Origin of the sequence: Tabrizicola thermarum (assembly GCF_003574395.1) — a bacterium.
Lineage (GTDB): Bacteria > Pseudomonadota > Alphaproteobacteria > Rhodobacterales > Rhodobacteraceae > Tabrizicola > Tabrizicola thermarum.
In genome coordinates, this window is the sequence record NZ_QMJY01000013.1 from 268,655 (window position 1) to 288,334 (window position 19,680).

Genomic DNA, 19,680 nt, shown 5'->3' on the forward strand with positions numbered 1-19,680 from the left:
CCTCACTTCACCGCGCCGAAGGTCAGGCCGCGCACGAGTTGCTTCTGGCTGAACCAGCCAAGGATCAGGATCGGCAGGATGGCCATGGCCGAGGCCGCCGAGAGTTTCGCGTAGAACAGGCCCTGCGGCGCCGAGAAGCTGGCGATGAAGGCCGAGAGCGGCGCCGCCCTGGTGGTTGTCAGGACGATGGTCCAGAACGCCTCGTTCCAGGCGAGGATGATGTTCAGGAGCATGGTCGAGGCGATGCCCGGCAGGGCCATGGGCGTCAGGACATGGATGATCTCGCCCCAGAGGGTGGCCCCGTCCATGCGGGCGGCTTCGAGGATCTCGCCGGGGATTTCCTTGAAGTATGTGTAGAGCATCCAGATGATGATCGGCAGGTTCATCAGCATCAGGACCAGGACAAGGCCGATCCGGGTGTCCATCAGCCCCAGCCGCTGGAAGATGAGATACAGCGGGATCATCACCGCGACGGCGGGCATCATCTTGGTGGACAGCATCCACATCAGGAGGTCCTTCGTTTTCCGCCCCGGCACGAAGGCCATCGCCCAAGCGGCAGGGATCGCGACGGCCAGACCCAGAACGGTGGATCCCACGGCGATGACAACCGAATTCCAGAAGAACCGGGGATAGTCCGACCGCGCCCAGACCTCGGCGTAGTTTTCCAGCGTCCAGTCGGCCGACAGGAACTGCGGCGGCATGGCGACGGCCGAGGGTTCGGTCTTGAAGCTGGTCAGGATCATCCAGAGGACGGGGAAGAAGATGACAAGGGCCACGAACCAGGCGGCGGCGGTGGTCAGCCACATGCGACGGGGGGAATGGGCGCGGGCCATGTCAGATCCTTTCAACCCCGTCCCGGGCCTGACCCGGGACCTCTTGGTATGAGGCGGTGCGGCGGTGCCGAAGGAGTCCCCGGGTCAGGCCCGGGGCAGGCTCCCGGGTCAGGCCCGGGGCGGGCTCCCGGGTCAGGCCCGGGGCGGGCTCCCGGGTCAGGCCCGGGGCGGGCTCCCGGGTCAGGCCCGGGGCGGGTGTCCTGCAGTCACGCATCGAGGTTTCTCCCAAGGCCGCGCATCAGGAAGTAGGCCACGATGTTCGCAAGGATCACCGCGATGATCCCGCCCGCCGCCGCGCGGCCGATGTCCTTGGCGGCGATGGCCTGCTTGAAGATCATGTAGGGCAGCGTGGTCGAGGCCGAGCCGGGGCCGCCTTGCGTGGTGGTGAAGATCTCGCCGAAGATGCCCAGCAGGAAGATCGTCTGGATCAGGATGACCACGGTGATCGCCCGGGTCAGGTGCGGCAGGATGATATGGCGGAACCGGGCGAAGGGTCCGGCCCCGTCCATCTCGGCGGCTTCCAGCTGTTCCGAGGACAGGGATTGCAGCGCCGTGAGCAGGATCAGCGTGGCGAAGGGGAGCCACTCCCACGAGACGATGCCGATGACCGACCACATCGGATACTGCTCGAGAAACAGGATCGGCTGCGCGCCGAAACCCCGGGCGATGGCCGAGAAGAGCCCGTTCTGCGGGTGCATGAACAGGTTCTCCCAGATCGAGGCGGCGACGGGGGGCATGACGAAGAACGGTGCGATGACCAGGATGCGCAAGGCTCCCTGACCCTTGACCGGCTGGTCGATGAGAAGCGCGATCAGGATGCCGAGGACGACGGTGATGACCAGAACCCCGCCCACCAGCGCCAGTGTGTTGAACAGCGCGAGCCAGAAGTCGGGCGAGTCGAAGAACCAGACATAGTTGGTGAACCCGGTCCATCCGGTCCGGTCCGGCGACAGAAGCCGGTAGAAGCGGAACGAGTAATACAGCGTCATCGCCAGAGGCACGATCATCCAGATCAGAAGCAGAACCACCGAGGGCGCCACCATCATGCGGGCGGCCAGGCGGCTGGACTGCGTGGACATGGGCGGTCTCCCGACACTCGATTGACGGATGGGGAAAGGGTGCTGCCGGACGTCGGGTCGGGCAAGCGGGCTGCGGGGGGCGATCCGAAGGACGGCTTGCAGGCGAGGGGTCCGCAAGCCGAAGGTGATCCCGGGGGGCGTTGGAGCTTTCCCCCGGGGCCTGTGGTTACTTGATGTAGCCGGCGGCCTTCATCTCTTCGGTGACAAGGGCCTGCGCTTCGGACAGCGCCTGATCGGCGGTCTTCTGTCCGGCCAGCGCCGCCGAGAGGATCTCGCCCACGCTGGTGCCGATCCCCTGGAATTCCGGGATGGCGACGAACTGGACGCCGACGTAGGGCACCGGCTTCACGGTCGGGTTGTTCGGGTCAGCCGAGTTGATGCTGTCGATCGTCATCTTGGCGAAGGGCACCTTGGCGTATTCCTCGTTGGAATAAAGCGAGGTCCGCGTGCCCGGAGGCACGTTCGCCCAGCCTTCCTTGGAGGCGACAAGCGCCAGATAGTCCTTGTTGGTCGCCCAGTTGATGAAGGTCTTGGCCGCGTCCTTGGCATCCGACGAGGCCGGAACCGCCAGGCTCCAGGCCCAGAGCCAGTTGCTGCGCTTGCCCAGGCCATTGTCCGGGGCCAGCGCGAAACCGACCTTGTCGGCCACGGTCGATTCCTTCGGATTGGTCACGAAGGAGGCCGCCACCGTGGCGTCGATCCACATGCCGCACTTGCCCTGGTTGAACAGGGTCAGGTTCTCGTTGAAGCCGTTGTTCGAGGCGCCTGCGGGACCGTAGTTGTTCATCAGGTTCAGATAGAAGTCGAGCGTCGCCTTCCACTCGGGCTGGTCGAACTGGGGCATCCAGTTTTCATCGAACCAGCGCGCGCCAAAGCTGTTGGACATGGCGGTCAGGAAGGCCATGTTCTCGCCCCAGCCCGCCTTGCCGCGCAGGCAGATGCCGTTGATGCCGGCGTCGCGGTTGGTCATCGCCTTGGCCGCAGCCTCGATGTCGGCCCAGGTCGGCGCGTCGGGCATGGTCATCCCGGCGGCTTCCATCAGATCCTTGCGGTACATCACCATCGACGACTCGCCGTAGAAGGGCGAGGCGTAAAGGTTGCCGTCCACCGTCAGACCGCCGCGGATCGCGGGCAGAAGGTCATCGACGTCGTATTCCGCCGGCAGGTCGTTCAGGCTTTCGAGCCAGCCCTGCTTGCCCCAGATCGGAACCTCGTAGGTGCCGATGGTGATCACGTCATACTGACCGCCGCCGGTGGCGATGTCGGTGGTCACGTTCTGGCGCAGGACGTTCTCCTCCAGCGTCACCCATTCGACCTTGATGTCCGGGTGCTTGGCATAGAAGTCGTCCATCAGGCCCTGCATGCGGACCATGTCACCGTTGTTCACGGTGGCAACGGTGATGGTGGTTTCGGCAAGCGCAGCACCCGCAAGGGTGAACGCAACCGACGCCCCGAGAAGGGCGCGGAGAGTCACTGTCATCTTAATCCTCCCTGGATGGCGAGTTGAGCAAATCATCGCCTGTTGAGCATTTACTCACACCCGGGCCGGAGTCGTCAAGCCCCCTCTTTCGCTGCAACTGCGAAGGTCTTCGGGCCTAGTCCCGCTGCAAGATCGCGGTGGCGGTGCTTTCGTCGGTGACGAGGCCGTTGATGATCCGCCCCCGCAGCGCGGCATGGATGGCGCTGACCTTGTTCGGACCTGCCGCAACGCCGATGACCGGCTGGCCCTGGCCGGGCTCGACCCGGACGCCGCCGACCAGCGCATTGCGCGGGGTGTCGATGTAGCGTCCCTCGGCGTCGAAGATCCAGCTTCCGATCTCGCCCACGGCACCCAGCGCCTGCAACTCGCGCAGGGCTTCGGGGGTGACGAAGCCGTCGAGGGCCAGCGGCGCGTCCGGTCCCATCTGGCCGACGCCGACAAAGGTCACATCGGCCTGCCGCGCCAGGTTGAAAACGGTGCGGACCGGGCGCAGATGCATGAAGAACGCGCGCTCCTCGGGCGTGTCCGAGATCACCGGCACCGGCATCGGATAATAGGTTGCGTTCAGCTTTTCCGCGACCCGGCTGATCACATCGTAAAGCGTTGCCGATCCGTCCGGCGCGATGTTGCCCAGAAGCGAGACGATGCGGTGCTGCACCGGATCCGCGAAGCTGAACTGTTCGGCCATCGCGCGCAGCGCCCGTCCCGTCCCGAAGGCGATCACCAGCGGCCTGGTGCTGCGCAGCACCCGCTCCAGCTCTCCGGCGGCGGCCGGGGCGATCGCGCGGGCCGGGTCCATGCCGGGGCCAAGGGAAGGCGCGACGCGGCAACGGGTCAGGCCGAAACGGTCGCGGAGCGCGGCCTCCAGGTCCAGACAGGCGCCGATCCGGTGGTTCAGGCGGACATGGATCAGCCCCTCGGCCATCGCCCGGCTGACCAGCCGCTGCGCGCGCTGGCGGCTGACCCCGAGTTCGGCGGCGATCTGGTCCTGGGTCATGCCCGCGACGTAATACAGCCACCCGGCGCGGGCGGCTTCGTCCTGAAGGGATGGTTCGCTGCTCATGCCGCCTGCCTGCCCAAATCGGGCGCAATCTGGAAGAACTCGGCAAAGCTCGCAAGCCTGCGGTGCGGGCGGGCGCCCTCGGGTTCTTCGGGCGTCTGCGGGCCGAGGTGACTGCCGCCGACAAAACGCCAGACGGTCATCCCGGCGGCAAGGCCCGCGCGGAGGCCGGTCAGGCTGTCCTCGATCACCAGGGTCCGGGCCGGGGCAGCGCCCATCCGCTCGGCGGCGTGCAGGAAGAGGTCCGGCGCGGGCTTGCCGCGCGCGACCATGGTCGAGGTGAAGACCCGGTCGCCCACCAGATCGCTGAGGCCGACCAGCTTCAGCGACATCTCGACCCGGCGGGGAGAGGAGGAGGTGGCAACGCAGAAGGGCACGGCGATCCGGGTCAGGACGTCGTGGACATGCGGGACGACCTTCAGCTCGCTCTGGAAGGCGGCCAGCAGCGCCTCGCGGTATTGCGTCTCGAAGTCGGGGGGCAGGTCGAGGCCGAATTCCCGGCGGATCGTCTCCATCACCACGGGGTAGCTGCGGCCGAGGAAGTGGCGTTCGACGTAAGGCAGGTCGATTGTCAGGCCAAGCCGTGCCAACTCTGCCACCAGCATCCGCGCGCTGATGATCTCGCTGTCGATCAGCACGCCGTCGCAGTCGAAGATGACAAGGTCGAACTCGCTCATGCGCCCATGCGTAGCGCAAGAGCCGCGCTAAAGGTAGCCCTGCGAGCGGAAGCTCAACTCGCGGCTCTTGCCGATGATGAGATGGTCGTGGAGCGTCAGGCCCAGCACGTCGCAGGCGTCCTTGACCTGATGGGTCATCGACAGGTCCGCGTCCGAGGGCGTCGGGTCGCCCGAGGGGTGGTTGTGGACGAGGATCAGCGCGCTGGCGTTCAGTTCCAGCGCCCGCTTGACGATCTCGCGCGGGTAGACTGGGACGTGATCGACGGTGCCCTTCGCCTGTTCCTCGTCCGCGATCAGCACGTTCTTGCGGTCAAGGAAAAGGACGCGGAACTGTTCGGTTTCCCGGTGCGCCATCGCGGTATGGCAGTAGTCGAGCAGCGCGTCCCAGGAGGACAGGACCGGCTTCTGGATCACCCGCGCCCGCATCATCCGCTGGGCGGCGGCTTCGACGAGTTTCAGCTCCAGCACCACGGCGGGACCGGCGCCCTTGACCATCTGGAGGCGGGCGGGAGAGGCGGTGATGACCCGGTTGAAATCCCCGAACGTGTCGAGGAGGAGACGGGCAAGGGGCTTCACGTCCTGTCGCGGAATGGCGCGGAAGAGGATGAGTTCGAGGAGTTCGTAGTCCGGCAGCGCCGCCCCGCCCGCCTGCATGAAGCGGTCGCGCAGGCGCTGGCGGTGGTCGGCGATGTAGGAGGGCAGCCGCCCGGTGAGCGCGGACGGCTGCGCCTCATCCTCATCGCCAGCGGGGGCGACGAGAGGCAGGAAGGGTTCGTTGAAGGACCTGACCATGCGGCCCAGACTGCCGCAGCATGGTTGAGAAACGATTAACGGGTGAGGATGATGGTAGGGTGGGCAATACTGCCCACCCTACGGAGGGTCAGCCCTTCATCCCGTCCCAGAAGCCCTTGACCTTCGAAAAGAAGCTGGAGCTTTCGGGGTTGTTCTCCTCGCTCAGCTTCTCGAACTCGCGCAAGAGTTCCCGCTGGCGCGATGTCAGGTTCACCGGCGTCTCGACGGCCAGTTCGATCACCATGTCGCCGGTGTTCGACGACCGCAGCGCCGGCATCCCCTTCTGGCGCAGCCGCATCTGCTTGCCCGACTGCGCCCCGGCCGGGATCTTCACCCGCACCTTGCCGCCGTCGATCGTCGGCACCTCGATCTCGCCGCCCAGCGCCGCCGTCGGCATGCTGACCGGCACCCGGCAGAAGAGATGCACGCCGTCGCGCTGGAAGAGCGGATGCTCCTTCACCTCGATGAAGATGTAGAGATCGCCGTTCGGCCCGCCGCGCAGACCCGCCTCGCCCTCGCCGGCCAGCCGGATCCGGGTGCCGGTCTCTACCCCTGGCGGGATGTTCACCGACAGCTGCTTTTCCTTCTGGATCCGGCCCTGGCCGCCGCAGGTCCGGCAGGGGTTCTTGATGATCTGGCCCATGCCGTTGCACTGCGGGCAGGTGCGTTCGATGGTGAAGAAGCCCTGCTGCGCCCGGACCTTGCCCATGCCGTTGCAGGTCGGGCAGGTGACGGGTTCCGCGCCCCCTTCGGCACCGGACCCGTGACAGGTGTCACAGGTGACCGAGGTGGGCACGCTGATCGTCTTCTGGACGCCGGTATAGGCCTCTTCCAGGCTGACGCGCATGTTGTAGCGCAGGTCCGAGCCCCTTTGCGCCCGGCTTCGACCACCACCGCCGCCGCCACGGCCCATGAAATCGCCGAACAGGTCCTCGAACACGTCCGAGAAGGCAGAGGCGAAGTCGCCCTGCTGGCCATAGCCGCCGGGACGCGGACCACCGCCCATGCCGCCTTCGAAGGCCGCATGGCCAAAGCGGTCATAGGCCGCCTTCTTCTGTTCGTCCTTCAGGACATCCCAGGCTTCGTTCACTTCCTTGAACTGGGCCTCGGCCTGCGGATTGTCGGCGTTGCGGTCGGGATGCAGCTCCTTGGCCTTCGTCCGGTAAGCCTTTTTCAGCTCTTCGGCCGAAGCGCCCCTCTTGACCCCGAGCACTTCGTAATAGTCACGCTTTGCCACGGCAAAATCCCCATCTGGAACCGAGGAGGGGCGGCCCGTTGCCAGACCGCCCCTTTCCCGTGTTCCTGCGGCTTACTTCCGCTTGTTGTTGCCCAGGTCCTCGAAGTCGGCGTCGACGATGTTGTCGTCATCCACCGGCCGCGGCTCATCCTCGCCCGAGCTGCCCTCGGCCTGGCTGGCCTTGTAGATCGCCTCGCCCAGCTTCATCGCCGCTTCGGTCAGGTTCTGGATCGCCGACTTGATCTTGCCGGCATCCTCGCCCTTCAGCGCGTCTTCCAGCGGGCTCATCGCCAGCTCGATCGCCTCGACGGTCGCAGGATCGACCTTGTCGCCATGTTCGGCCAGCGACTTCCGGGTCGAGTGCAGCAGGCTTTCGCCCTGGTTCCTGGTCTCGACCAGTTCCTTGCGGGCGCGGTCGGCCTCGGCATTGGCCTCGGCGTCCTTGATCATCTTCTCGATGTCCTCATCGCTGAGGCCACCCGAAGCCTGGATGGTGATCTGCTGCGCCCGGCCGGTGCCCTTGTCCTTGGCCGAGACCGACACGATGCCGTTGGCGTCGATGTCGAAGGTCACCTCGATCTGCGGCACGCCGCGGGGCGCGGGCGGGATCTGTTCCAGATTGAACTGGCCCAAGAGCTTGTTGTCGGCCGCCATCTCGCGTTCGCCCTGGAACACGCGGATCGTCACCGCGTTCTGGTTGTCCTCGGCGGTCGAGAAGACCTGGCTCTTCTTGGTCGGGATCGTCGTGTTGCGGTCGATCAGGCGGGTGAACACGCCACCCAGCGTCTCGATGCCCAGGGACAGCGGGGTCACGTCCAGAAGAACCACGTCCTTGACGTCGCCTTGCAGAACGCCGGCCTGGATGGCGGCGCCCAAGGCCACGACTTCATCGGGGTTCACGCCCTTGTGGGGTTCCTTGCCGAAGAACTTGGTCACTTCCTCCACGACGCGCGGCATGCGGGTCATGCCGCCGACGAGCACGACCTCGTCGATGTCGTCCTTGGAGATGCCCGCATCCTTCAGCGCGGCCACGCAGGGCTTGATCGACTTCTTGATCAGGTCCTCGACCAGGCTTTCCAGCTTGGCGCGCGTCAGCTTCATCACCAGGTGCAGGGGCTGCCCGGTGTTCTTGTCCATGCTGATGAAGGGCTGGTTGATCTCGGTCTGCTGGGACGACGACAGCTCGATCTTCGCCTTTTCCGCCGCTTCCTTCAGACGTTGCAGCGCCATCTTGTCCAGAGTCAGGTCGACGCCATGCTCTTTCTTGAACTCGTCGGCCAGATACTGGACGATGCGCATGTCGAAGTCTTCGCCGCCCAGGAAGGTGTCGCCGTTGGTGGACTTCACCTCGAACAACCCGTCGTCGATCTCCAGGATGGTGATGTCGAAGGTGCCGCCGCCAAGGTCATAGACCGCGATGGTCTTCGATTCCTTCTTGTCCAGACCATAGGCCAGCGCGGCCGCGGTCGGCTCGTTGATGATGCGCAGGACTTCAAGACCGGCGATCTTGCCGGCGTCCTTGGTGGCCTGACGCTGGGCATCGTTGAAATAGGCGGGAACCGTGATGACGGCCTGCGTCACCGGTTCGCCCAGGTAGGATTCGGCGGTTTCCTTCATCTTCTGAAGGATGAAGGCCGAGACCTGGCTGGGAGAATACTTCTCGCCGCGCACCTCGACCCAGGCGTCGCCGTTGCCGCCGTCGACGATCTTGTAGGGGACGAGCTTCTTGTCCTTCTCGACCTCCGGGTCGCCCAGACGGCGGCCGATCAGGCGCTTGACCGCGAAGATGGTGTTGGCGGGGTTGGTCACGGCCTGCCGCTTGGCGGGCTGGCCGACGAGGCGTTCAGTTTCCGTGAAACCGACGATGGAGGGCGTCGTGCGCGCGCCTTCCGAGTTTTCGATGACCCGGGGTTGCGAACCATCCATGATGGCAACGCAGGAGTTGGTCGTCCCGAGGTCAATACCGATGACTTTGGCCATGTGTGTATCCCTTTACTTCAGGCGATGTTCCGGCAAGGACCCTTGTTCAGCAGGCATCCCCACCTTGTGAGAAGGCGTCAGATCTGGCGGCCCGGCGCCCGTGTGAGGCGTATATAGGCAGGGGTTTTCCGGCCTGCAACGGTTGCGTCACCGGCAGTCCTTCGAATCTTCCGTATTTCCGCGCCACGGCAACGCCAAGGCATCGACCGACCCGGGGTATCCGCCCGCCCGCTGGAGGACGCGGACTGCGCGGCACGGGCGGGCGAGCTGCATGCGCTTCCGGGGGAAGACGGCGCGGGCATGTCCGCTCTCATCAAGATCCCGACCGGGGCCTGTCAGCCCGATGCGGGCGAGCTTTTGCCGGATGACCGAAGGTCTGGCCGTATGACCCGGGCGTTGCGGGCGCATCAGGCCCGCAAACCGCCGGTCAATTCCGCTTGTTCCAGCTGACCGAGGCATGTTGCCGGGTGAAATACTCTGCCATCAGCCCGATCATCACGCAGGTCAGCGAAAAATAGATCGCGTAATCGTAGTGCGTGTAGCGCGGCGTGTAGTTCAGGAAGATGAACCCGCGCGCCTGGTCGATGGTGTGAAACAGCGGATTCCAGTCGAACCAGTCACGCCGGTTTGCAGCCAGGTTGTTCGCCAGGACCATCTTGCCCGAGGCGATGACATTGGCGCGCTGATACAGCGTCTTGAGGATCCCCACCGTCTCGGGCTGCCAGGGCATGGCGGACAGGAAGATCATCCCGATCCCGACGCCCGTGAACCAGGACAACAGATACATCCCCAACATGCCCACCGGCTGATCGATGCTGATCGGAGTCCAGATCGAATGATAGACGAACAGGATGACGCCCGCCGCCAGCGTCTGCTGATACAGGGACCCCAGCGCAGACCCCATGATCGAGATGATCGGGTTCATGGGCGCGTGCATCATCATCGGCGAGGTCGGACCTTCGGCCGAGGCGACCGCACCGATCGCCTTGATATGCGTCATGAACATGAAGACGCCCGACATGACATACAGCATGAAATCGCCGCGCACCGCGATCCGGCGCATGCCGAAGAGGCTCATCATGAAATACATGACCAGCAGCATCACCAGCGCCTGGACGATGGCCATGACCAGCCCCAGCACCGCGTTGTGATGCGTCCTGCGCATCTTCCGCACGCCGACATGGTAGATCAGTTCCAGGGTCTCGAACCCCAGGCTGAACCATGACCGTTCGTATTTCTTGTGTCGGAACATGCGGTCCAATTCTCTTCGGTGCGGCATCCTGCAACAGGAAATCTTGCCGTTCCGTTGACGCCGAAGGATAAGGACGCGCGACGCGTTGTTCAATCGCCACGGGAGCGGACATGGATTTTGCCGAACTGATGCCGCTTTTCCGCCGACTGGCGCTGCAGGCGGGCGAGCGGATCATGGAGATCTACGCCCGCCCCGACTTCGAGGTCCGCGCCAAGAGCGATGCCTCGCCCGTGACCGAGGCCGACGAGGCCGCCGATGCCGTGATCTCTGCGGGCCTGCGCGCGGCCTTCCCGCGGGTGCCGCTCATCACCGAGGAACAGGCGGCGTCGCACGCGCTGACCGCGCAGACCTTCTTCATCGTCGATCCGCTGGATGGCACCAGGGAGTTCGTCCAGCGCCGGGGCGATTTCACCGTGAACATCGCCTTTGTGCAGAACGGCGTGCCCCTGCGCGGGGTGGTCTATGCCCCCGCAAAAGACCGCCTGTTCTACACCCTGCCCGACGGCCGGGCGGTCGAGGAAACCGGACCCTTCGGTCCCGAACCCGGCGCGCTGCGGCCGCTGCGTGTCTCCACCCCCGACAATGCCGCGCTGATGGTCGTCGCCTCGAAATCCCACCGCGACCAGGCGACCGACGACTACATCGCGCGCTATGCCGTCAAGGACATGACCTCTGCGGGCTCCAGTCTGAAGTTCTGCCTTGTCGCCAGCGGAGAGGCCGACCTCTACCCCCGCCTCGGCCGCACGATGGAATGGGACACCGCCGCCGGAGATGCCGTCCTGCGCGGCGCGGGCGGCCGGGTCGTGCGGTTCGACGACCACCAGCCGCTGACCTATGGCAAGGCGGGCTGGGCCAACCCCTTCTTCATCGCCTTCGCGCCGGGAGTGGTGCTGAAATGAAGTCCCTGATCGCCATTCCCGCCCGCTATGCCTCGACCCGTTACCCGGGCAAGCCGCTCGTCACGCTGCGCGGCCCCGATGGCGAAAAGACCCTGATCCGGCGCAGCTGGGAGGCCGCGATGCAGGTCGCCGGCATCGACCGGGTCGTGGTCGCCACCGACGATACCCGCATCGCCGACCATGCCAGCGCCTTCGGGGCCGAGGTGGTGATGACCTCCTCTGATGCGCGCAACGGCACCGAACGCTGCGCCGAGGTGGCCGCCCGGCTGCCCGGCTACGATGTGATCGTGAACCTGCAAGGCGACGCCCCCCTGACACCCGCCTGGTTCGTCGAACACCTTGTGCAGGGCCTGGCGAAGGATCCCCTGGCCGACATCGCCACCCCCGTCCTGCGCTGTGATGGCCGCGCGGTCGCGGGCTTTCTGAACGACCGCCGCAATGGCCGCGTCGGCGGCACCACCGCCGTCTTCGGCGCCGGGGGCCGGGCGCTGTATTTCTCGAAGGAAGTCATCCCCTATACCGGGACCGACTACGCCCCGGACGACCCCACCCCGGTCTTCCACCATGTCGGCGTCTACGCCTACCGCCCCGCCGCCCTGGCCGCCTATCCGACCTGGCCCATCGGCCCGCTGGAAACCCTGGAAGGGCTGGAGCAGCTGCGCTTTCTGGAACAGGGCCGCCCGGTGCTTTGCGTCGAAGTCGAAGCCCGGGGGCGCCGCTTCTGGGAACTGAACAACCCGTCGGACGTTCCGATCATCGAGGCGATGCTGGCGGGCCAGTCCGCCTGATGGCGCGAAACCGAGTATGGATTGCCTTCTGCCTGTCGTTTTTTGCTGCGAAAGGAGGCGGAGTGGTGCAGTTTATGAATATTGCCGCGGCGCTGCCCGTTTAAGGTCAGATTCGGCTGCGAATGGCATTCTGACCAGAGCATTGCGCCGGGACGGACGGGGTTAGGACGAGTCACATGAAAGTCAGAAAGATCACCAAGGCGATATTTCCAGTTGCGGGCCTGGGCACGCGCTTTCTGCCCGCCACCAAGTCGATCCCGAAAGAGATCATGACGCTGGTCGACCGGCCGCTGATCCAGTACGCCATCGACGAAGCCCGCGCTGCCGGGATCAAGGAATTCATCTTCGTGACCTCGCGCGGGAAATCCGCGCTGGAGGATTATTTCGACCACGCGCCCGAGCTTGAGGCCGAGCTGCGCCGCAAGAACAAGACCGACCTGCTGGACATCCTGAAGGACACCAACATGGATTCGGGCGCCATCGCCTATGTCCGGCAGAACCGCCCGATGGGTCTGGGCCATGCCGTCTGGTGCGCCCGCCGCCTGATCGGGAACGAGCCCTTCGCCGTGCTGCTGCCCGACGACGTGATCGCGGCGGAAACGCCTTGCCTGCAACAGATGGTCGAAGCCCATGCCGAAACCGGCGGCTGCATGGTCGCCGCGATGGAAGTCGCCCCGAAAAAGACCTCCAGCTACGGCATCCTCGACATTGCCGAGGACGACGGCCGGATCGTCAAGGTCAAGGGCATGGTGGAAAAGCCCAAGGCCGGCAGCGCCCCGTCCAATCTGGCGGTGATCGGGCGCTATATCCTGACGCCCAGGGTCCTGACCAACCTCAACAAGATCAAGCAGGGCGCCGGCGGGGAAATCCAGCTGACCGACGCCATCGCTCAGGAAACGAAGAAGACGGACGGCGTGTTCGGCCTGCGCTTCCGGGGCCAGCGCTATGACTGCGGCTCCAAGATCGGCTTCCTGCAAGCCACGGTCGCCTTCGGCCTGTCGCGGCCCGAGTTCGGCGCCGAGTTCGCCGATTTCCTGAACGACCTGACCGCGATGCAGAAGGCGGCGCAGTAGGCTTGGCGACCCTGGGCAAGACGGCTGGTGGCTTTCCCCGGGGCCTGCCCCATGCCTGCCCGATCGGCGCGCTGTCCGAACCGCTCGGCGGACTTTCGGGCCTTCTGCTGGCGCTGAAATTGCGCAGCCGCCGCCAACGCCTTTTGCTGCGCGCCTGGCGCAAGCGCGGCCAGCTTGCCGCCGTGGCAGACCGGACCGCCGGGATCGCCCCCGGCGACATCCTGTGCTTTCTCTGCCTCCGCAACGAGGCCCGGCGCCTGCCGCATTTCCTGGCGCATCATCGCGCCCTTGGCGTGCGCCATTTTCTGGTCGTCGACAATGCCAGCACCGACGGCTCGGGCGCGCTTCTGGCCGACCAACCGGATGTCTCGCTCTGGCAGACCGGGGCCAGCTACAAGGCCTCGCGCTTTGGCATGGACTGGCTGACCTGGCTGATGCTGCGCCACGGGCACGGGCATTGGTGCCTCACGCTTGATGCGGATGAACTGCTGATCTACCCCTACTGGCAGACCCGCCCCCTGCCCGCGTTGACGGATTGGCTGGACACCCAGGGCCGCGTCTCCTTCGGCGCGCTGACCGTGGACATGTATCCCGAAGGCCCGGTGTCACAGGGGCAGGTCGCGCCGCAGGACGACCCGCTGACCCACCTGGCATGGTTCGACGCCGGGAACTATCAGGTCCAGGTCCAGCCCCGGATGCGCAATCTGTGGATCCAGGGCGGGGCGCGGGCGCGGGCCTTCTTTGCCGACACCCCCCGCCGCGCGCCAACGCTGAACAAGACCCCGCTGGTGCGCTGGCACTGGCGCTATGCCTATGTCAACTCGACCCACGCCCTGCTGCCCCCGCGCCTGAACGAGGTCTATGCGACCGACGGGGGCGAGATCACCTCGGGCGTCATCCTTCACACCAAGTTCCTGCCGGGGATCACCGAGAGGTCGGCCGAGGAAAAGGCGCGGGGCGAACATTTCGCCGATGCCGCCCAGTATGCCGCCTACTACGACCGCCTCACCGCCGACCCGATCTTGCATACGCCCGCATCCACCCGCTACACCGGCTGGCGGCAGATGGAGGCGCTCGGCCTGATGTCACGGGGCGGCTGGATATGACGGGACAAGTCGGATGGGCCTGATCCAGCTTTTTCGCCTCCGCACCAAGCGCCAGTATCTGCTGGTCCGCGCCTTCCGTCGTCGGCGCCAGCTGACGCCGGTGCGGGACCGCACCGCTGGCCTGACCGCGCAGCCGATCCTCCTGTTTTCCACCCTGCGCAACGAACGGGTGCGGCTGCCGTATTTCCTGGCCTACTACCGCCGCCTTGGCATCGACCACTTCCTCATCGTGGACAACGGGTCCGACGACGGCACCCGCGAATACCTTTCCGAACAGCCCGACGTGTCGGTCTGGACCACGACGCACAGCTACAAACGCTCGCGCTTCGGGATGGACTGGCTGATGCACCTGCTGCGCCAGCACGGCCACGGGCGCTGGTGCCTGACGGTCGATGTGGACGAGTTCCTGGTCTACCCGTTCTGCGAGACGCGCCCCCTGCGCGCCCTGACCGACTGGCTGGACAGCGCCGAGACGCCCAGCTTTTCCGCGATGATGCTGGACATGTATCCCAAGGGCGCGATGCACGAACAGCCCTACCGCGAGGGGCAGAACCCGTTCGAAATCGCGCAGTATTTCGACAGCGGCAACTACGTCATCAGCCGCAACCCGCTGTATCGCAACCTCTGGATCCAGGGCGGCCCCCGCGCCCGGCTGTTCTTTTCCGACCGCCCGAAACATGCGCCCGCGATGAACAAGACTCCGCTGGTCAAGTGGCACAAGTCCTATGCCTATGTCTCCTCGACCCACATGATGCTGCCGCGCGCGCTGAACCTGACCTACGACGACCAGGGCGGCGAGCGTCCCTCGGGCGTCCTGCTTCACGCCAAGTTCCTGGATACCTTCGCCGCCAGGGCCGCCGAGGAACTGGCCCGCGGCGAGCATTACGCCCAAAGCAACGAATACCGCGCCTACCGTGAGGGGATCGCCCGCGAGCGTGATCTCTGGTGCAATTGGAGCGAGAAATATGTCAACTGGCGTCAGCTGGAGGTTCTGGGGCTGATGTCGAAAGGAAACTGGGCGTGACGCTGGGAGTGGTGATGCTCTGCCACGCCGCGCTGGACCGTGCGGCGCAACTGGCGCGGCACTGGGCGCAGCACGGCTGCCCGGTGGTGATCCACGTCGATGCCCGCACCCCGCTGGACCAGTTCGCCGGACTGAAGACCGCCCTTGCCGACCTGCCCGACATCCGCTTTTCCCGTCGCACCCCCTGCGAATGGGGCACCTTCGGCATCGTCCAGGCCACCATCGACGCCAGCACGCAGATGCTGGCCGACTTTCCGCAGGTCAACCGGGTTCTGCTCGCCTCCGGCTCCTGCCTGCCGATCCGCCCGGTCCGCGCGCTGCAAGCCCATCTGGCCGCGAACCCCCATACCGATTTCATCGAAAGCGTCACCACCGCCGATGTCGGCTGGACCGTGGGCGGCCTGAACGAGGAACGCTTCACGCTCCGCTTCCCCTTCGCCTGGAAGCGCCAGCGCCGCCTGTTCGACAGCTATGTCACGCTGCAACGGCTCTTGCGGTTCCGCCGCCGCCTGCCTCCCGGCCTTGTGCCGCATCTTGGCAGCCAGTGGTGGTGCCTGACCCGCGCCACGATGCACGCCGTGCTGACCCATCCCGACAGGCCCCGGCTCGACCGCTACTTCCGGCGCGTCTGGATCCCGGATGAAAGCTACTTCCAAAGCCTGGTCCGCCAGGTCTCCTCCCGGATCGAAAGCCGGTCGCTGACCCTGTCCAAGTTCGACTATCAGGGCCGCCCGCATGTCTTCTACGACGATCACCTGCATCTCTTGCGCCAGACCGACGCCTTCATCGCCCGCAAGATCTGGCCGCAGGCCGACCTGCTGTACCGCACCTTCCTGACCCCGGACGGCGACCGCGCGCTTGCCATGCAGCCGAACCCCGGCAAGATCAACCGCCTGTTCGCCAAGGCGGTCGAACGTCGCGTCAAGGGCCGCCCCGGCCTGTACATGCAAAGCCGCTTTCCCACCCGCGCCCGGGGCGGCACCCAATCCGCCGCGCCCTACGGCGTCTGTTCCGGCTTTGCCGAGCTGTTCCACGACTTCCAGCCCTGGCTGGCCCGGGCGCTGGACGCCCGCGCCCACGGCCATCTCTTCGCCTTCGACCGCGTCGAATTCGCTGGCGGCGAGCGCGTGTTCAAGGGCGGTCTCTCCGACAGCCCGACCCTGCGCGACTACAACCCGCGTTGCTTCCTGACCAACCTGATCTGGAACACCCGGGGCGAGACTCAGGTCTTCCAGTTCGGCCCCGCCGACGAACAGGAGATCGTGCCCTTCATCGCCTCGGACCCCAACGCCACGATCTTCGCCATCACAGGGGCCTTCGCGGTGCCGCTCTGGCAATCCGGCCGCACTGCCGCCGAACTCCGCCCCGAAGCGGCGCGTCTGCAGAAGGTGGAATCCGACTTCCTCGCGGTTCTCGACCGGCCCGATACCAAGGCCCGTGTCCGCGTCTGGTCGCTGAGCGAATTCATCGAGAACCCGGCCGAGCCGCTGGAAGAGATCGTCGATCTGCTGAACCCCCGTGCCGCACACCGCACGACGGGCCTGCCGCAGCTGAAGCCGCTGCACGGTTTCGGCTCTTTCCTGCAGGACCTGCGCAATCAGGGCATGGCCCCGGTGCTGATGGGCGATTTCCCGTCGGACGCCGATCTTGCCCAGCCCGACCGGACCTTCGCCCGCCCCCGGATCGTCCGCTAGATGCCGCGCTTCACCTCGTTCGTCGTCTTCGCCGAAATGCGCACCGGCTCGAACCTTCTGGAGGCGAACCTGAACGCGCTGCCCGGGGTCCACAGCTACGGCGAGGTCTTCAACCGCTATATCCTGGGCAAGAAGGACCGGACCGAGCTGTTCGGCATCACGATCGAGGACCGCGACCGCGACCCGCGACCCCTGCTGCGCAAGCTGCGGGAAAAGACCGAGGGCCTGCCCGGTTTCCGCTTTTTCCACGACCACGACCTGCGCATCCTGGACGACGTGCTGCCCGACCCGACCTGCGCCAAGATCATCCTGACCCGCAACCCGCTGGAAAGCTACGTCTCCTGGAAGATCGCCCAGGCGACCGACCAGTGGAAGCTGACCAATCCCAAACGGCTGAAGACCGCCAAGGTCCGCTTTGACGTGCCGGAATTCCTCAGGCATCTGCAGGACATCCAGGCCTTCCAGATGCTTCTGCTGCACGCGCTTCAGACCACGGGCCAGACCGCCTTCTACCTCGATTACGAAGACCTCGGCTCGGTCGAGGTGCTGAACGGCCTCGCGGCCTTTCTGGGTGTCGAAGGCCGGTTGAAGGCGCTGGACGACACGCTGAAAAAGCAGAACCCCGGCCCGATCGAGGACAAGCTGGAAAACCCCGAGGCCCTGGCCGAAGCCATCGCCGCCGTCGATGTCTTCAACCTTGGCCGCACCCCCTGCTTCGAACCGCGTCGCGCCGCCGGGGTGCCGACCGTGCTGGCCTCGGACGCGGGGCTTCTGTTCTTCCCGATCCGCTCGGGCCCCGAAGCCGCGATCCGCGGCTGGTTCGAAAGCCTGGGCGCGGTGAGCGAGGGCTTCGAGCAGAAGTCGCTGCGCCAGTGGAAGCGCAGGCATCCCGGCCACCGCAGTTTCACCGTGCTGCGCCATCCCCTGCTGCGCGCCCATGCCGCTTTCCGCCGCAAGATCGTGGCAGGCGAGGCGCAGGATCTGCGCCGCATCCTCATCAACGGCTTCCTGGCCGAGTTGCAGCCCCCGGGCGAGCCCTTTGCGACCCCCGAGGCGGAACGCGCCGCCTTCCTGATCTTCCTCACCTACTGCCGCCTTGCGGTGGGCGGCCAGACCGGCGCGCGCGTCGATCCCAGCCTGGCCAGCCAGACCGCGCTGGTGCAGGGCATGGCGGGCTTCCAGCCGCTGGACCATCTTCTGCGCGAGGATCGCCTGGCCGAAGGCCTTGCCGCCCTGGCGGACGAGGTGGGCGCTGTCCCGCCCGCCGTCGTCCCCGACCCGACCGAGGCGGCGCTTCTTTCGATCTGGGACGAAGCCCTGGAATCCGCCGCCGCCGAGGCCTATGCACGCGATTACATGGGCTTCGGCTTCAGCCGCTGGCGCAGGTGACGCTTCCTCGTTCGACGTCGTCTCCCTGTCGCAAGGCAGCGAGGAGTGACGAAGTCATCGACGAGGGATTGGTTAAGCAGACCTGAACGCCCGCAGCCAAGCCATTGATTTCATTGTGGCTGGGCAAGTGCCCGCGCGTGGGCAGCCTAGGCCGCCTGCGGCGCCCGCGCCTCGGTCAGGATCGCGTAGAGCTTGGCCGGATCGGAGTTCGCCCGCAGCTTGGCCACCACGCCCTGATCCCGCATCGTCCGGCTGACCAGCGCCAGCGCCTTCAGATGATCGACCCCGGAATCCTTGGGCGCGAACAGCCCGAAGACCAGGTCCACCGGCTGGCGGTCGACGCTGTCATAGTCCAGCGGCTTTTCCAGCCGAAGAAAGACCCCGATGATCCCCTTCAGGTCCTCAAGCCGGGCGTGGGGCAGGGCAATGCCATGTCCCACGCCGGTCGGTCCCAGCGTCTCACGCTCTTGCAAGCCCTCGATGGCCGCCGCCCCGTTCAGCCCATAGGCCTGCGCTGCGATCTCGCCCAGTTCCTGGAACAACCGCTTCTTGGAGGTCAACTGCCCGACCACCCGAACGGCGCCTGGGACAACGAGCTTGGAAAGTTCCATGTATCGGCGTTTTTCCTGCGTCGCGCGACGCGTTACTTGCTGTTGCGAGGGTCGATCCAGCCGATGTTGCCGTCATCCCGACGGTACACCACGTTCACGCCCCCATGGCCTTCGTTCCGGAACACCAGCATCTTCTGACCCGCCAGCTCCATCTGCATCACGGCCTCGCCCACGGTGATCGAAGGGATCTTCGTCTCCATCTCGGCGATGACCACGGGTTGCAGGCTTTCAGGCTCAGCGTCCTCGGCATCCTCGGTTGCGGCGAGGATATACGAGGACGCCCCGCCGAATTCAACAGGGCCCGCACGATGGTTGTGGTGGTTGCGGATCCGCCGCTTGTAGCGCCGAAGCTGCTTGTCCAGCTTCTCGCGGCAGCTTTCGAAGGCCGCATAGACTTCGGACGCATGTCCCTTGGCTTGGGCCGTCAGACCGGTGGACAGGTGAATGACCGCCTCGCACACGAATTCATGCGCAACCCGCGAGAAAACCACGACACATTCGGTCGGACGTTGAGCGTATTTCTCAACCACCTCCCCCAGTTCCGCCTTCACATGGGTCTGAAGAGCCTCACCGACGTCGATCTGTTTTCCGCTGATCTGGTAACGCATGGTCTCTCCTTTTCGCATGCTTGCGACCGCCCCGGGGTCAGCCCCCGGCGCGCCCGACTGTCAAGAAACTGGCCTAGACAACGTCGCGTCACACCGTC

General features: G+C 65.7%; 18 protein-coding genes. 7 read left to right on the forward strand and 11 right to left on the reverse strand.

Translation table 11 applies throughout. The features are described 5' to 3' along the window. Window positions 1-2 precede the first annotated feature (2 nt). The 9 genes from D5084_RS06115 to D5084_RS06160 form a co-directional block, all read right to left on the reverse strand. Window positions 3-833, reverse strand: coding sequence for a carbohydrate ABC transporter permease (locus D5084_RS06115; protein WP_128514628.1), 831 nt, complete (start codon window positions 831-833; stop codon window positions 3-5). Window positions 834-1,039: 206 nt separating this feature from the next. Beyond that, window positions 1,040-1,912 carry a carbohydrate ABC transporter permease gene (locus tag D5084_RS06125; RefSeq protein ID WP_128514630.1) on the reverse strand — a complete coding sequence of 291 codons (873 nt, stop codon included), beginning with the start codon at window positions 1,910-1,912 and terminating at the stop codon, window positions 1,040-1,042. 166 nt (window positions 1,913-2,078) lie between these two features. Continuing rightward, on the reverse strand, window positions 2,079-3,392 hold the full coding sequence (locus tag D5084_RS06130) for an ABC transporter substrate-binding protein (RefSeq protein ID WP_128514631.1): 1,314 nt from the start codon (window positions 3,390-3,392) through the stop codon (window positions 2,079-2,081). 115 nt (window positions 3,393-3,507) lie between these two features. Then, on the reverse strand, window positions 3,508-4,455 hold the full coding sequence (locus D5084_RS06135) for a sugar-binding transcriptional regulator (RefSeq protein ID WP_128514632.1): 948 nt from the start codon (window positions 4,453-4,455) through the stop codon (window positions 3,508-3,510). After that, window positions 4,452-5,129, reverse strand: coding sequence for an HAD family hydrolase (locus tag D5084_RS06140; protein WP_128514633.1), 678 nt, complete (start codon window positions 5,127-5,129; stop codon window positions 4,452-4,454). The genes D5084_RS06135 and D5084_RS06140 overlap by 4 nt, the downstream gene beginning before the upstream one ends. Before the next feature lie 27 nt (window positions 5,130-5,156). Next, window positions 5,157-5,921 carry a RadC family protein gene (gene radC, locus D5084_RS06145; RefSeq protein ID WP_128514634.1) on the reverse strand — a complete coding sequence of 255 codons (765 nt, stop codon included), beginning with the start codon at window positions 5,919-5,921 and terminating at the stop codon, window positions 5,157-5,159. Window positions 5,922-6,009: 88 nt separating this feature from the next. After that, window positions 6,010-7,158, reverse strand: a complete 1,149-nt coding sequence (gene dnaJ, locus D5084_RS06150) for a molecular chaperone DnaJ (RefSeq protein ID WP_128514635.1) — start codon at window positions 7,156-7,158, stop codon at window positions 6,010-6,012. Window positions 7,159-7,230: 72 nt separating this feature from the next. Further along, a complete protein-coding gene (dnaK, locus tag D5084_RS06155; protein WP_128514636.1) occupies window positions 7,231-9,138 on the reverse strand; it encodes a molecular chaperone DnaK in 1,908 nt (635 codons plus the stop codon). Window positions 9,139-9,565: 427 nt separating this feature from the next. Next, the gene (locus D5084_RS06160; protein ID WP_128514637.1) at window positions 9,566-10,390 is read right to left on the reverse strand and encodes an ABC transporter permease; all 825 of its coding nucleotides are present in this window, start codon (window positions 10,388-10,390) and stop codon (window positions 9,566-9,568) included. Between the two features lie 110 nt (window positions 10,391-10,500). Here D5084_RS06160 and cysQ point away from each other — a divergent pair, with 110 nt between their 5' ends. The 7 genes from cysQ to D5084_RS06195 all read left to right on the forward strand — a co-directional run bounded on the left by cysQ (window position 10,501) and on the right by D5084_RS06195 (window position 18,363). Then, window positions 10,501-11,289, forward strand: coding sequence for a 3'(2'),5'-bisphosphate nucleotidase CysQ (cysQ, locus tag D5084_RS06165; protein ID WP_128514638.1), 789 nt, complete (start codon window positions 10,501-10,503; stop codon window positions 11,287-11,289). Next, entirely contained in the window at window positions 11,286-12,077 is a 792-nt protein-coding gene (locus D5084_RS06170; protein ID WP_128514639.1) for a 3-deoxy-manno-octulosonate cytidylyltransferase, read from the forward strand. The genes cysQ and D5084_RS06170 overlap by 4 nt, the downstream gene beginning before the upstream one ends. A 176-nt stretch (window positions 12,078-12,253) precedes the next feature. Continuing rightward, window positions 12,254-13,150 (forward strand): UTP--glucose-1-phosphate uridylyltransferase GalU, encoded by an 897-nt coding sequence (gene galU, locus D5084_RS06175; protein WP_128514640.1) that lies wholly within the window; start codon window positions 12,254-12,256, stop codon window positions 13,148-13,150. Window positions 13,151-13,221: 71 nt separating this feature from the next. Then, window positions 13,222-14,256 (forward strand): glycosyltransferase family 2 protein, encoded by a 1,035-nt coding sequence (locus D5084_RS06180; RefSeq protein WP_128514916.1) that lies wholly within the window; start codon window positions 13,222-13,224, stop codon window positions 14,254-14,256. Between the two features lie 13 nt (window positions 14,257-14,269). Further along, complete coding sequence (locus tag D5084_RS06185) at window positions 14,270-15,280, forward strand: glycosyltransferase family 2 protein (RefSeq protein WP_128514641.1); 1,011 nt, start codon at window positions 14,270-14,272, stop codon at window positions 15,278-15,280. Beyond that, complete coding sequence (locus D5084_RS06190) at window positions 15,277-16,974, forward strand: DUF5927 domain-containing protein (RefSeq protein WP_128514642.1); 1,698 nt, start codon at window positions 15,277-15,279, stop codon at window positions 16,972-16,974. Before D5084_RS06185 ends, D5084_RS06190 begins: the two co-directional genes overlap by 4 nt. After that, entirely contained in the window at window positions 16,975-18,363 is a 1,389-nt protein-coding gene (locus D5084_RS06195; RefSeq protein ID WP_128514643.1) for a nodulation protein NodH, read from the forward strand. It abuts the gene before it with no gap. Between the two features lie 146 nt (window positions 18,364-18,509). On the opposite strand, the gene D5084_RS06200 is transcribed toward D5084_RS06195, so the two are convergent. Together D5084_RS06200 and hpf are read right to left on the reverse strand one after the other, a co-directional pair. After that, window positions 18,510-18,974 carry a PTS sugar transporter subunit IIA gene (locus D5084_RS06200; protein ID WP_128514644.1) on the reverse strand — a complete coding sequence of 155 codons (465 nt, stop codon included), beginning with the start codon at window positions 18,972-18,974 and terminating at the stop codon, window positions 18,510-18,512. Between the two features lie 32 nt (window positions 18,975-19,006). Beyond that, a complete protein-coding gene (gene hpf, locus D5084_RS06205) occupies window positions 19,007-19,582 on the reverse strand; it encodes a ribosome hibernation-promoting factor, HPF/YfiA family (protein ID WP_128514645.1) in 576 nt (191 codons plus the stop codon). Window positions 19,583-19,680 lie beyond the last annotated feature (98 nt).